Source organism: bacterium (assembly GCA_030247525.1).
Classification (GTDB): Bacteria; Electryoneota; JAOADG01; order JAOADG01; family JAOADG01; genus JAOTSC01.
Genome location: JAOTSC010000078.1, coordinates 1 through 15,788, shown reverse-complemented (window position 1 = coordinate 15,788; position 15,788 = coordinate 1). Strand labels below are relative to the sequence as shown.

Here is a 15,788-nt window from a genome sequence, read left to right as displayed (position 1 = left end):
TCACAATTCTGGAGGGTGGGATTTCCCCGGAGGCAAAGTCGATCCAGGTGAGAGCTTCGATGTCGCTTTACATCGTGAAATTCGCGAAGAAACCGGGTTAGCAGTTACTGTAGAACATCCTCTTGGGGTTTCTGAAGCAAGCAAATCAGAATATCACATAATCTATTTGTTTATGTCAGGTCACCTCAATTCTGGCGATGTGAAACTTAGTTTTGAACACGATGATTTCCGCTGGGTCACTTTCGATGAATTAGAGCGACTTGAGTGGATAGAACCATTCCGCAAAGTAATCAATGATTTACGTGAAAAGCGGATGATAAACTAACGAGATTACCCGGCTAGAATGGACCGGGTTATTATTCTATTACACTTTAGGATCGAAGATTTCGAAACCGACCGCTGCTAACATCGATGGAATTTCATTTGCAAAATCGATATCCTTCTGCTTTTCTGATGGCGGTAATCCGACCCAGGGAATGAGCGAAGGGTGAATTTTCTTAGTATTGTCGCGCTCTTGACCAAACGACCAACCATTCAGCAATCGATTCATATTCCAGTTCCCGTGCTCGATTTCAGCTAACTTATCGATGTACGGTTTAATGTCGAAGTTGACGATGTCCCGGCCAGTGACTTGCCTAACGGATAAACCAATTCGACGGATCTTCTCGATGATGATATCGATCTGAGCGTAGTTAGCTGCCTTATACGTTTCATCCAATTGTTCCCAATCGCGCAAATTAGGTTGACTATTGACGAGTACGGTACGCTGTCCACCGATAAACTGCTCGTGTACGCGTTGCGCCATTGCATCGCGGGTAGCAGTGTCGAACAGTACCGGGATCGGAGCCGGATTAATGAACGCGCGAACTGTTTCCGCATCTTCCGGCAATTGAATCAGACCGAGTCTCGCGTTCTTGGTTGTCTCTTCGCTAATAGAATAGGTCAGCGTTTTCACGGAGTTCCATTCGTCATCATTGGAAATCGCATAAGCAGCGCGGCCACTCTTCGGTAGAATACCAACTTTTGCATTTAGTAAAAGTGCCAGCCGATATTCGAAAGCCGAGATATCTCCACCCCCAATTCCCAATAAACGTACGTCTTGAGGAGCGATACCAGATGCGACAATATCACCCCAGAGAATGATAGCATCCAGTATCGAATAATTCCGGGGATTTTTTTTGGTGGTCGTTCGGCGTAGAGTATAAGCAGAATGAATTTTCCCCTCATCCGGACAAGGATCGGGCAAGTAGGCTATTTTGTTTATCTTTCCCTCTGGATCGGGAAGATCGCCAACGATACCGGAGATCCCAGCTGTCGTGCCACCAGAGCAAATCGTTCCAGAGAAATTCTCAAATGCGGTCGTTAAGATGGATGAATAGGTACGAACATGCGCACTGAATTCTGCACCGCAGGACCCAGCCACAATCACAACTGGACGATCTTTTGCGAACAGTTCCGCACAACGATCAATTGGAACTGTTGTCAATCGTTCGTCTTGACAGTGGTTATTCGCATAGGCTTCGAGCATTTTCAAATTAACTTTTTCATACCGACCAGCAAGTATGACACGGAAGTATGCTCGAACGACATGAAACAGATCGGCGAATTCTCGACTATCTTTCAGCCGGGCATGAAGTCCCGTCAACGTATGATAGGTTTTCGCCACATTTGCGACCGAATGACTAAGTAAAATCGCTTTCCCGAAGGCATCGATACACTTGTTCAGATTACCCAAAAATAACTCAGCAAAACCGATGTCGTACCAGGCAAAGGGAATGTGTGTACCGGCATCGATGCGTTTCTCTGAGATCGTAATCGATTGCAGAAGATTGTGTCGCAAAAGCGGTAAGAACGTATTATTGTCACCATCGAGTAGTTTCGTCACGATGTACCCAAGCAATGCTCGTGGGTACTCCGGATGAATCGTAAAAGCCGATTCGAAACATTGCTTTGCCGACGAATAATTTCCTTGCTCCTGATACACCTGACCTAACTCACACCAGTTATCGGTATCGTCAGGTTTCAATTCGGTTGCATTAGTTAGATGTTCAATCGCCAAATGTACTTGACCAAGGCGATATTGAATTTTGCCAACTTCGCGTTGGAAGCGATGATCGTCACTGGTCAGAAAATCAGTTAGAATATCATCGACCACATGTTGTAACAGTACAGTGTTGTCGGTAAAGTTCGCCATTTGCGCGATTTTCAGAGCGACCGCTTTGTTTCCACGATCTTGCGAAAGCACAATCTCCTGCGTCTGCATTTCCGCTTCGATTTTCTCAGGTGACAAGTACGCACCGTAGTATGAGCGATATTCATCAATACTGTGCAACAAATCGACAAAAGAGGTATCCATCTTCTCGAGTGTAGCTGCCAGTCGCGAAGCTTCGCGGACTACAGGCCGGGGGCGTTTGTTAAGATCAATCTTATACAGATTGTCGTGAAGGATATTCGACCAGGCGTGATCGAGTAGCGTCTTAACTTGAATTTCTGCCTTGAAAATCGGACCCGGCAAGATCCCCATTGCTTTCGCTTCTTCGGCACTACGCCATTGAAACAGTTCTTGAGAGATGTTGGGAAGGGGATACGGGTTACCCGGTTTCAAAGAAACGATAAAGTGAATCGAGTGATAACCGAACTCCGATTCACGCAACTCAGTCGCTTTGTCGACACTATTGGCTTCATCAATCTCGAAGTTCGATCTGATGTATTGACAAACCGGCGCGAGCAGATCCTCAGTTTCGACGATGATCCGCACCCCGGTCGGGTCGGTGAGCTGCCAAGCAGGGTGCTGATACTTGTGCTGCTTGCGGATACACTTTTCTGCATAGCTGGCAATCTCCTTCGTCCTGCCATGCACAAACGACATTCCGCGCAAACCGCGGGAAAAGCCGTCGAGTGAAGCAATGATCACATTTTTTAACTCGTCAAAGTAGTGACGACTCTCTTTGAAGATGGTTACCTGTTTAGCAACGAAATCGCTGTTGTTCATTGTTCGCTCGGGTTAAGTTGTACACAAAATACAAAAGAAAATCATGTTTCCACTGGTTGTAATTGTGACTGAAGAATTTCTACTGCTTCGGCAAGTGTGACCTGACGATTAGATCGTTCAAGCGTTGGTCAAGTATACCAAAGGTTTTTAATCATGAGTATCACGCTTACACACGCTCGGTGTAAAGATATCGGGATTCGGGCGATACCTTGAATAAATAAAATTATATAATTCACCCGGACGAATGTTTAGACCATCCTCGACTGGAGTAGTATACTCAGGGAAAACAGAATAAATCTGTCGAATTATTTCTAGATCTGAATCTGAGAACTTGTCATTTTCGGACGGTTTACAATCAATCGAAAGTACTTTATCCATAACTGATCTTACCTGTTTTACACCATAATCTGACTCCATTGAAAGAAAATAAACGTTACATAAACCGGTGAAGGTGTCTGGCCAACTCTGAAGATAATCTGTTAATAAATCTCTGTGCGGTACTGATGTTCCTAATAGCCTTAAGAATAGCACTAAATTACCTGGGTTTGCGAGGCCTGGTTTATTCACGATCAAATCTAATTCACGGTTAGATAGTTCTTTAGAATATTCTGAAAGTGTAGTCTTAGTTAATCTGCGCATTTCTACTCTAGACATACAATGAATTGTATGTAGATTGAATTGCTCAAAACGTTGTACATTTCTGCTGCTCGAAAGTATACTAGCAGTTTCAGGAATTGATCGAAGTAGCCAGTTCAATCTTTCTGGTCCAATACAACTTTCTAACCAGTCGGCATTATCTAGTAAGAAAACTATTCGATATTCGTCAAGTGCTAAAAGTGAAGCATCATAAACTGCAGTACGTAACTCGTCATCGGAAGTTGTTTTCAATAATGGAACATTAATCCAATCAAGCAATTGTTCTGACCAACTTTCAAGAACACCGCGGACTGTTAGTGATTTGCCTGAAGTACCCGCATAGTGAAAAACAGGATAGAACCTTGGGTTAGTTTGCAGGTTTTCTAGAATGCAAGTCAACATTGTTGACTTGCCCACACCTGATTCACCTGTCAAACATAGCTTAACAATAGGCGAACTTGTGAATAGTGATGTTAGTTGATTTATATCAAGCGGCTTAACAACAACATTTTTCATTAGTCGAAATGTGTAGTCGTTTTGCAGTTTAATCTCATTTTTATTCGAAAATTGTGACACTACACCGTATACTTTCAGCGCCGATTCGTACAAGTCGTTCAAAACTAGATTGCCAAATTCCTGCAAACCCCATAATTGTTTGCGTGTTTCATCCCAATAGCACGAATACGAGCGTTGAACTATTTGCTTTTCGTCAAGTGACTCAGACAGTATTTTTTGCTTTGAATCTCTTTCCCTATAAGTACTCTCAGAAAAATTCTCTAGTTCATTGACAGGAACATTCGCTAACGATGTTTCTTCTCGTTTGTAAAGATACTTTCCTATCGAAGGATCAAGCGAGTTGGAAATTGAATAATTAAGTTCATCTTCGATTGTACTGGTATTTTGACCATAAGGTATCCAACCATACTTTTTTCCAATAAGAGCGATAAAGAAAGGACGACATGCGTCAATCTCCTTAAAAATAACTTGTTTCAACTCAAGCCAAGAATGTTCTGCCATATTGTCGTCGGGAATTCCCCATCTTAAATCAACTGGTATTGCATTTATCCTATTATTTGAAAGAAGTCGATTAAGTTCAGGAAATGTACGTCGAACTAAATAATCTCTTTCTGCTTGCGTATCTTGAAAAGCAGAACTTATAAATACTTTCATTTCTTTTCTTGGACCGTAGAAACGAGTATCACGTGCCTCTAAAAATTTTTTGTTCGATCTTACTTGTTGGCTAAGTGATATATCTCCAGTTAATTTTAGATGCATTGGTAAATGTTTTAGAAAATATAAATTCATTGTTGCTGGATTTGCGACGAAATCTTTCCACCCCCAATCTGCCAATAACCTATGTCCTTCCATAATACTAACGAAATTCTCACCCGCTTTCGTGTCATCACTTAACCAATCGATTAGAGACTTGTGGTATGGTTTGATTGCATAAATACCTTTTTCTTGAATGACAGGAAACAGTGAGCCGAGTGTACGGAGAAATTTCTTGAACTCAGTTTCACGCCAATCGAACAGCTTCTGCAGAATCTCGACTGGAAGCGGTTCGCGAGCTGCAAGTATTGCACCGAGCGCAGGTTCAATTTTCGCTTCGTATTCTATCTGGTTGGGAAACTGTCGCTTGAAAAACTGGAAATAGACCCCGCCGAGTCCCTGTGGAAATTGTTCAGGATGATCCAACGACAGGTGTCCCTGCTTAACGTCTTCACAGAATCGCTCGACGTATAGAAACACCCCTTCGCTTTTCGCGAGAATATGCTCGACTAACGATTCGGCATCGGTACGATTTTGCAGTTGGCTGGCAAGTGAATACTGCAGATATTCTCGAATATCTGCAAGATTATACTCGGAGTTGGTTGCAATTACAATTGGATTCATACCCTGCAATGGAGCTGTAACCGCACTTTCTGGGCGACTAGTAATGACGAGACTAAGCCAATCGGGCAGATTCTGTGCATCGCGTGCGAGCATTTCAACGAGCGGATTGCGTCCCCCCTCGCTCGCTTCATCCAGCGCATCAATGATGATCAGGTACCGTTCACGATTTCCCTGAATGGTTGTCGTCAGTGGTGCAGTAATCAGGTAGGTAAACAACTCAGCAGGATTCTTTGTACCAAGTTGATTGATTTCCGGTAACGTTATAAGAAATCGCCGATAGTCGGGCAATCGGGTCGCCAATTGAAAAGCGATACTCTGCACTACTCGTCGGGCATCCCGGTGATCAGGTTTATCCCATTCGACGAATTGGGCAGCAATCACCTTATCGCGTCCGAAGTGAGCTAAATTTGCTGCAAAGGCACTTTTACCAACACCCGGGGTACCCGTAATCCAAAACAGACGGGAATTATTGTCCTCGCTCCGCCAATCCTCCAATGCCATGAACAACCATTTTCGACCGATGAAACTCTTTTTCATCATGGCGGCGATTCGGGTATCTGATATGATTGGAGTTAGGTACCCTTTGAGTATTTCAATCTCACCAGCAAATCGTCGACTCTCATCGCTTTCAATGACTCGAATGATTTCCTGAAGCTTGGATTGATACCAGCTTTTCCATTGGCTCGAATTCTTACGTTCTTGCCAGTCATGCATATCGAGCCACTGGATATGACTGATGCTTACAGGAGGGTTGACTTCACTTTCGCTCTCGACAAGGATTGTCTGAATATTGCCACCTTTGACACCGATGGCGATCCCAATTTCATCGAGACAAACGCCAGGGTCACGTGTGGAATGTTTCGAGAGAAACGATAAAACTCGGTTACTATGGACAATCCCATCAGTGATCGCTCGTCGCCAATCATCACCGAACTGAATCTCGTGCTTATCGAACCAGACATCGTGACCTCTGGTCGTTAGATCATCTCGGATGCGTATGACAAGCGATTCATTGGAGTCGTGACCATAGCTGAGAAATATTCGGAGCGGATTTTCTGCCTTGATCTCGTGGCATCTGCAATTTACAGATTCGAAATTCTGCTTACAATTTCGGCAGTACCAAACATCAGTATCTGGCACCGCGACTATGTTCGTCGATTCACACTTAGGGCAACGGAACTCAGTAGTCATTGAAAAAGCCTATTTTAGGTTATCAGATTATCACAGAGTGTTAGCTTCCAACACTAAAAAGTTTCACAGTCATTTCGCGAAACAAGGCGTAAACAAATGTAACAAAAGATTCAACCCGCACGCATGTCGCGGAAGGTGGATGAGACGAAAACACGGACAAGGGTTTGTGTGGGTGGCATAGCTAATCAATTATTCGAGTTTTCGAAATCCTAATCAGTTCACTTTAATATGGTTCAAGATCACCATCAACCTTCCAATGAATTGATTTGGAGGAGAGATACTTCATTGTCACTTTGGATAATAGTGACAACTTGTTTTTGAGAGAAACTGCCTTGCTCTTTGAAAGTCACGGGTCCGAATTTTATTTGGCGCACGTTGCGTGGTTGGTACTGAAGGGGTAGATGCAATAAACTCCTACAAATGGGGTAATTTTAATTTTGCTTTACGAAGTGAAGGAAAATGAACGCATCCGGAGATGATTCTGATAACTCGCCACTTGTTCATGAGTAAGTAGTTTACGGATTGCCGTTTCTGTGCCTGTTAAAACGACACTATCCCACTCAGCCATAATCCACTTCACTTTAACTGCATGTTCGCCCACTTTCATCACTGCCGATAGAAAACGGATCATTCCTGGGGAAAGCTTTCGCTCCCGATTCCGATTTCGCGAGCCACCGATGAACTGAGAATCGTACACCTCGAATTGCGGGACAAATGTTACACGGGCATGGGGCTTCACCCGAACCAGCACTTGCATTTCCGCTTTTGGTATCGCAAAGATTTCCGAGAAAAGAACCGGTTCGGCAGTCATCGAAACGGGCATTCTACCTCCAAGGGAGAGTGAGAGAGAGAGACAGACCAGCCCGGTCTGTCTCATTTCATCAAATCTGAGTACTTCTGTTGTCGGTCTGCGTCGGCAAATCCATCACCTTTCGCTACTCACAATGTTACTTCTTATCTTCTCGTGATGCAGATCAATCAAGTTGTTGACCTATGATACTTTTTCTCGAGAGAGTTGTCAAGAATATTGTAAGACACATCACAGTTTGTCATATTTCAGCAAATGTTTCACAGAGAACCCTATGCAAAAGAAAAAACCGGAACGAGAGGTCAATCGAGCAGATCGAGTATTTTCGTCTGGGGCGGTTTCACCACCAGAGAATCCATTTGCTGTTCTCGCAAAACTCAAAGGCGACTCGCCTCTCGGAAGCGAACTGGATATCACACAAGAAAAGGCACACAACTCATTTACCCCTCAGAGTACCATTGCGAAGAAAATGGTAACCATACAGCGTTCTGCCAAAGGACATGGCGGTAAAACGGTTACAACCGCCCGAAGCGAAGCTTTTTCCGAGCAAATCGCCAAGGAATGGCTAACAAAATGGAAGAAAATCCTTGGTGTAGGCGGTACTGTAGAACGAACTATTGAAGGTTGGACTGTGCAATTACAGGGGGATGTCCGCGACCGGTTGGAAGGCGAATTAGTCAAGGCTGGTGCTAAAGTAAAGCGTTCGGGAGGCTGACATTTCCCTGCGCGATAAAATCGAACAAACGACCTGTAAAATTCAATTGGAATTGCATATTCTATACGCCTGCTCCCACGACCCGAAAACACCGTGGTACGCAAAAGCCTTGCTGTTACTGGTTATCGCCTATACCGTTAGTCCGATCGATTTTATCCCTGATTTCATTCCAATCCTCGGTCTATTGGATGATATCATTTTACTACCGCTCGGAATTGCTCTCGTCCGGTTGTTGATTCCCAAGCAATTGTACCTCACTCATGCGAGCCAGATCACAGCTTTTTACGAAACAAATCGCGGTTTGCGAAAGCTTGGTGTGCTATTCGTGTTAACTCTTTGGATTATCAGCGGGTGTATTGCATTCGTTCTTTTGTACCTTTATACTGTAAGTTGATTTGGAGAGTGATCTCCACGATTTCCATCGATCCATTGGTCCCTCCCTTCGGATCGCTTTCACAACACTGTTTGAGATGCTGGGAGTACATATGAAAGCGAATCATCGCTCTATTCACCCTGTACTAGTATTGGTTCTTCTATCACTATTCGTTGTCGCATCTAATGCCTTCGCGATTCGCGATTGGACACCGGATGACGATGCAATCACGGGAATTCCTACTGGCGAGGATGTTCCCTTTTCGACTGAAGTGTTAGGTATCGGACACTTGCGAATCAAGTTTGATGAACCTACGATCAAAATCGACCAAGTGCTCGCCGATAAACGGGAATGGTCATTCATCACCATTGAAGGGGAAACCCGGTTGTGGACATCAGGTGATCCCATTCTACCACAGGTGTCAAGAGCGATTCGGTTACCGAATAAAGGTAATGTCGAACTTAAGATTCTGAAGGCTGAATACAAGGAATTGCCGAATTCCTTACCGGTGTTACCTCAACAATCCACCGACTTAGCCGACTATGACGGCAGCACTCCCAAGCAGTTCTTGATGAATTCGACGACATACAATACTGATGGATGGTACCCCTCGGAAACGGTTCGATTGTCGGAACCAGCGATTATGCGTGATGCTCGTATCGCCTTATTAGGGTTTCAACCGGTACAGTACAACCCAGTAACACAAACAATCCGGATTTGCACTTCATTGGAAGTGGAGATCGTTCCCATCGGTGGTAATGGTGAGAATGAAATCACCCTTCCTCCCCGTCCGGTTCCAAGCTTTGCCGCATTCTACCGTGACATCATCGGGGCGCAGGACTTAGAGTTGGATGCAATCTCTGCGCCACCAGGCAAGATCATGATGATTTACTTTTCCAATGCAACGACCCTCAGCACGATTCAACCGTTTGCTGACTGGAAAACCGCTGCCGGACATCCGGTAGTTTTACAATCCGTTACGACTGGCGCAACCTACAGCAGCATTTTGGCTTTGATTCAAAGCGCGTACACGAGTTATGATCCACCATTAGAAACAGTGTTGTTAGTTGGTGATGGCGGAACCGCTGGTACTTATGCTTTACCGGCACAAAGTAACAGCGACCATTACTATGCACAATTGGCTGGCAGCGATATTTTAGCCGATGCCTGGGTTGGGCGCTTATCGGTAACCGATATATCGCAATTACAAACGGTAGTCAACCGCACACTTAACTACGAACGCACTCCGCTCATGACCGACACAACCTGGTTTCGTCACGGTTGGGGTTATGCGGGTATTTCACACAGCGTCTACTCCAATCGGGCAGCAATTCGTTTCATGATGTCGGCGATGAATCAGCGTGGAGTTCCGAATGTCGATTATGATGAGCATAACGGTTCGGTAAATACGTCGACCATTAACACCCGACTCTCACCCGGCGCTGTTTTTTGGGCGCATCGACCGGCGTGGATTGGTGAAATCAGTTCTTCCAGTTTGAGCGGCATTACAAACACAAATAAATGTTTCGTCTCGATCAATATTACTTGTTCAAGCGGTGAATGGTACGGTTCAACAACGACCGGTGTGCATGAAGGTTTGATTCGTTTAGGTTCGGCTTCGGCTCCGCGCGGTGGTATTACCGGATTTTCGACACAAACCGCTTCGACACACCCTCCGTTCAATAATGTTCTTGCGACCGGAGCTTATTATGGAATGGGTTTTTTAGGAAATGATATTCCTGGCGCAATGTACTACCAAGGAAAATACCAACTGTGGCGGAATTTCCAGTTTGGCGAATCTGGGTCAGTCAGTAACTTCTCTTACTGGTGTAATGCGATGGGAGATATTTCTGCCAACTTCTGGACGGGGGTTCCCCGTTATATAACGGCAGATGTTCCTCAGACGCTCGGAATTGGAAACAATCAACTCTCGCTTTCGGTAAATCTCCCGGGCAATGTTCCCGCGGCAAATGCGCTTGTTACTGTTTGGAAAAAGAATGCCAGCGGCGTCGATGAAACGTATGCCCGCGGTGTTACCGATGATCGCGGAGCAGTGAGCCTTGCTTTAACGAATGCTACTGCCGGTAACTTGTTTGTGACAGTGACCGGTAATGGACCCGAAGTGAATTACTATCCAATCGTCGATACGGTAGTCATCTCTACACAACAAAACGACCTCGGGTTGGGAACTCCAATCATCGATGACGACAACAACGGTGGAACAATAGGCAATAGTAGTGCCGTGGCAAATCCCGGCGAGACGGTCGATGTCATGCTTCCATTGCAAAACTACGGAAACAGTACTGCAACATCTATCACTGGGATTATACAATGCAGCGATCCGCGAGTAATAATCTCGAACGCCAATACTTCATGGGCAAATATCGCTTCAAGAACGTCGCAGAACTCATCAACCCCGGTTCGGGTTCAATTACTTGCTGGACTGAAAGACAATGATGTTGTCCCAATGGTATTGAACCTAACTTATACCGGCGGCACTCGCACTCTGACCTACAATATGACTGTCCGTTCGATGAAGATCGCATTTCAGTCATATACACCATCATCAACACTAAATCCGGGAACGTCAGTTTTACTTACGACGACCGTCCGTAACACCGGGGTGTGGGCACCTTCGACGACATCAACTGCCACGTTGATTTCTTCCACACCGTTAATAACGGTAAACACTCCGACGGTGAACTTTGCTTCGCTTCCAATTGGTTCAAATGTAAGCAATGCGACCGATCAACGTTGGACGATTACCACAAGTGGTAACATTCTCCGCGGTACTCAAATTCCGATGAGCGTTGTTTTCACCAATGGGGCGGTACTTGATACCATGATTTTTAGCGTGACCGTTGGAACACGTGTAACAACCGATCCAACCGGCCCCGATAGCTATGGATACTTATGCTATGATAACACCGATGTAGGTTATAATCAGGCGCCAACTTATAGTTGGGTTGAGATTATCAGCAACGGTTTGGGAACGCGGTTAACAATCAACGATGCCGGTGAAACCCAGGATGCGAACCAACGGATCCGGTTACCATTTGCAGCGCGGCATTATGGTGTTTCCTATGACTCATTAACAATTTGTTCCAATGGCTGGGCAGCATTCGGGAATCATCCATATTTCGACAACTTCCGCGCTTGGCATCTGCCGGCAAACGAGGGACCGCCAAACATTCTTGCAGCTTTCTGGATGGACCTTAAAATGAGCTCCGCACCACAAGGTGTATACTACTATAACGATGTTGCGAATCATCGTATCGTGTTGACATGGAATGTGCAAACGCTCTGGACCAGCGCGACCAATCTGTTCCAGATCATAATTTTTGATCCCTCGTTTTACTCAACACCTACAGGTGATGCTCCGATCAAGTTTCAGTACAGTACGTTTAACAACGCAACCGGTGACCCCAGTGGCGATGTTGATTATGCCTGTATCGGGATTGCCGACAGTACCTATACCCGTGGATTGGAGTATAGTTACTGGAATCAGTATACTTCCGGAAGTGCATCGATTACAGCAGGCGCAAACTCCAATCGGGCGTTGTACTTTACGACAACTCAGCTTGACACGAATCTTCGAGTTGTAGCTCCTAATGGCGGCGACTCGTTGGCAATCGGAGCCGCAACCACAATCAGTTGGCAGGGTGCCCCCTCCGCAACCTCGGTTAACATCGACCTGAATCGAACCTATCCCACCGGAACCTGGGAACGAATCCTTACAAACACGACAAACGATGGCAGCGAAAACTGGGTAGTAACCGGTACTTCCTCGACTGCTTCGGCTCGGATCCGAATTCTTCCCACTTCTGGCACAGGCGGCGATACTTCCAATGCAATCTTTTATATTGGATTCCCCCGCATTGTTGTTACCTATCCGAACGGTGGAGAAACGATAGCAGGTTCATTACCCATTAGCGTGACATGGAATAAGTCACTCAACTCCGGTACTGTGATGGTTCAGTTAAATCGGAGTTATCCTTCTGAAAACTGGGAAACACTTGTATCCAATACAACGAACGATGGGATTGAATCAATAACGTTGTCGCCACCACCAACTCAGACAGCTCGAATACGAGTCATGTCTGAGTTGATAGCGACAATCGGGGACACATCGAACTCAAACTTTACGTTGCAAACACCCGCATTTTTGAACATGATCAATCCTCTTACAAATATTGTTTCTCCGGGCGATTCGATACGCACGACCGTTACACTTCAAAACACCGGTTCAGCGGATTATACCGGTACTCTATCAGCCAATACTGGTTCTGGTTCAATTAGCGGTTGGCAGCAAACCAGTGATCCCGGTGGACCCGCTTATCGTTGGATCGATGCTTCGACCGGAGTTGCTGGACCGTCCGGCGACGATGCGACAACCGGACCATTTACCTTACCGTTTACTTTCTCATACTATGGCCAGAATTACAATCAGGTTTGGATGTGTACGAATGGTTGGATAACCTTCAATTCGACAACATCAGCAGTTTATCATCGTACAACCTATACGATGCCGACCGACTCGTTACTTTCAGCCTTGGCTCCCTACTGGTCGGATTTAGTAGTTGGTTCCAACGGTAACACTGGTAACACCAGAGTTCTCATGGATGCAGCGAACAACCGCGCAGTCTTTGCTTGGAATCAAGTCTCCCGCTACAATTCGGCAACAACCTCCGTGCTAACCTTCCAAGTCGTGTTGGAAGCCGATGGGAATTTCTACTACAATTACCAACAGGTTACCGGCGCAGACGTGAATGTTAATGTTGGACTCCAGAATGAAACCCGCACATCATTCATCAACTGCTACAACAATACGACTGTTCCCGACACAAATACGATTCGGTTCACATACTCAACCCGTTGGGCGATACCAAGTGTCACGGCAGTTTCTATACCGGGCAGCAGTTCAACCAGTTATTCGGTGTTATGGAATGCAATGGATCGTACTGCCGGTGATTCTCTGGTAGGAAGCTTTACCTTTACCGGAAATTCAACCAATTCACCCTACGTACTTCCCGTCATCATGCAAGTTGGGAATCCGAATCCGACAATCGTTGTTCGGCAAGGTGAAACAGTCATACCAAACGTTACTGGAACCGTCTCATTTGACAGTCTCTGGCCCGGGGAAGCATCTTCCCTTCAATTCTCAGTAGAGAACGAAGGGTTAGGTGCTTTGTTGTTAACGGGAACTCCAGCCGTTTCAGTCACTGGCGATTTCGCATGTACTGCTCAACCGATGACTACCATCGCCAGTGGGACAGCAGTTCCAATGACGCTACGTTTTACCCCCACGAGCTTTGGGGCATTGAGCGGTACTGTTACAATTTCCAGTAACGATTCGGAAAACAATCCCTACACATTCACTGTTACCGGTTATGGTTGGCAACCTCCGACTCCGCCGGAGAATTTGCAAATCATGTACCCACGGTTAAGCTGGAACGCTTCATTAGGTCGGGTAGCTGGTTACGGAATCTATCGTGATATTTTCCCATACTTCCAGATTGATACAGTTGGGTACACAAACATTGTCGACTTTGTCAGCAATGGCGCGACAACCTGGTATGATTCTACAGCATCGACCAATACATACTACTATTATCGGGTCAATGCGGTTTCGCCGTTTATGGTGGCATCCAACCCGACATTAGCTCGTTTGGCTGGAGTGCCGTATCAACCGGCAATTGGTATCCAATCGACCACTCCCGATGCTACTTCGATGCAGGTTCGATCTGCTCAGAAGCATCGCCGAGTGCATCGATTCACACCAATTACTGGACCCGATTTCATTGAGATCTCCGCTAAGAAATAGTCATCTCAATAAACTGATTCCTACAACAAGAAACCCCCTGTATTACTGCAGGGGGTTTCTTTATCATAGGTTTTGTAATGCTACTTCATCAACACCATTCGCTTGGTGGTAGAAAATCCCTGGGTGGATAGCCGGTAAAAGTAAATTCCCGAAGGTAACTCAACAGCGTTGAAGCTGATTGAGTGTTCACCTGCCGGTAAACTCTCATCAACGATCCGGCTAACTTCATTGCCAAGAATATCGAACACTGTGAGTGTTACATGCCCACCTATCGCCAATTTGAATGCGATAGCAGTCGATGGATTGAACGGATTCGGATAATTCTGATTCAAGCTATACTTACCCGGAACAGATGTATAGTTCCGTTGCATTGGTGTCGCAGAAACTACACTTGCGTGAATATACTCAATACCATTCACATCTACATCGGATAACCGGTAATAATACGTCATACCGTTCACAACACGATTATCGATAAAAGAGTAAGTATGCTGATTTGCCGATGTACCATGACCGGCGATCTCGGCGACAATGTCACCTCTCTGATCGCTGTTAGTCGAGCGGTAAAGATTGAATCGAGCGTTGTTGGTTTCCGATTCTGTTCGCCAGTTTATGTGAACTTGATTGTTTGATGCTTCTGCACTAAACGAATTCAATTCGACTGGAAGTAGTTCCGCGTTCAATTCTAACTCGAAGTTATCGATTGAACCGGACTGACCACCAAAATTCTGCACCTGCAACATCCACATGCCGTTAACCGGTTCGCCGTTAAAAACATTTAACGATAACATCGGTTGAAAGAAACCGGTGAATGGAGCTACACCTCCATTGATCGGCTGGGCAGCACCGTCCCAAAACACCGTATTCGTGAAATTCGCACCCAAACCAACTGCACTTGCGATGATTCGCTGCGTGTTGCTCGGACTAACTAATCTCAATTCCAAATCGTCAACGATTGGAAATGTGATGTTAGCCCTAATCTTGATGCTGGTTACTACATCCACTTCCGGTACGTTTATCATAGCAAAACCAGTACTACTTGGACCAAGTGGACCAGTAGAAAATAGCATCGGATGGGTCGTGGTAAATGTTTGTGCAAATGCTGCACAACCAAACAGGACAACGATAAAGATCGGAATGAACAATCGCCGTGAATTCATAATTTTCCCCCTTGTTTGTTACTCGCACACTTGTGCGTATAGAACTGCGAAATTGCAGTAGAGGCAATCTATCTGGAAGGATGAACAAAATCCAAGTTGAGATTGCAAATGTCAATTATATCTATGTGACACAGATTAATTGTTTGACATAAATACATTACACCATAGCAAACTATTTTTTCTCGAAGGTTCTCGC

Annotated in this window: 8 protein-coding genes; 4 read left to right on the top strand and 4 right to left on the bottom strand. The window is 45.3% G+C overall.

From position 1 onward, the window contains the following. On the top strand, positions 1-325 hold a 325-nt coding region (locus OEM52_08505), incomplete at its 5' end, for an NUDIX domain-containing protein (protein ID MDK9700170.1). A gap of 39 nt (positions 326-364) precedes the next feature. On the opposite strand, the gene OEM52_08500 is transcribed toward OEM52_08505, so the two are convergent. The 3 genes from OEM52_08500 to OEM52_08490 all read right to left on the bottom strand — a co-directional run bounded on the left by OEM52_08500 (position 365) and on the right by OEM52_08490 (position 7,535). After that, a complete protein-coding gene (locus OEM52_08500; protein ID MDK9700169.1) occupies positions 365-2,992 on the bottom strand; it encodes a RyR domain-containing protein in 2,628 nt (875 codons plus the stop codon). Between the two features lie 147 nt (positions 2,993-3,139). Then, positions 3,140-6,661: a TIR domain-containing protein gene (locus tag OEM52_08495; GenBank protein ID MDK9700168.1), complete on the bottom strand. Its 3,522-nt coding sequence runs from the start codon at positions 6,659-6,661 to the stop codon at positions 3,140-3,142. A gap of 493 nt (positions 6,662-7,154) precedes the next feature. Next, on the bottom strand, positions 7,155-7,535 hold the full coding sequence (locus tag OEM52_08490) for a hypothetical protein (GenBank protein MDK9700167.1): 381 nt from the start codon (positions 7,533-7,535) through the stop codon (positions 7,155-7,157). 259 nt (positions 7,536-7,794) lie between these two features. Between OEM52_08490 and OEM52_08485 the strand changes: the two genes are divergently transcribed. From OEM52_08485 to OEM52_08475, 3 genes are all read left to right on the top strand, one after another. Continuing rightward, on the top strand, positions 7,795-8,235 hold the full coding sequence (locus OEM52_08485) for a hypothetical protein (GenBank protein MDK9700166.1): 441 nt from the start codon (positions 7,795-7,797) through the stop codon (positions 8,233-8,235). 46 nt (positions 8,236-8,281) lie between these two features. Continuing rightward, positions 8,282-8,629: a DUF1232 domain-containing protein gene (locus OEM52_08480; GenBank protein ID MDK9700165.1), complete on the top strand. Its 348-nt coding sequence runs from the start codon at positions 8,282-8,284 to the stop codon at positions 8,627-8,629. A 91-nt stretch (positions 8,630-8,720) separates the two neighbouring features. Continuing rightward, a complete protein-coding gene (locus tag OEM52_08475; protein MDK9700164.1) occupies positions 8,721-14,432 on the top strand; it encodes a C25 family cysteine peptidase in 5,712 nt (1,903 codons plus the stop codon). Positions 14,433-14,512: 80 nt separating this feature from the next. On the opposite strand, the gene OEM52_08470 is transcribed toward OEM52_08475, so the two are convergent. Beyond that, a complete protein-coding gene (locus OEM52_08470) occupies positions 14,513-15,592 on the bottom strand; it encodes a T9SS type A sorting domain-containing protein (GenBank protein ID MDK9700163.1) in 1,080 nt (359 codons plus the stop codon). Positions 15,593-15,788: the final 196 nt, after the last annotated feature.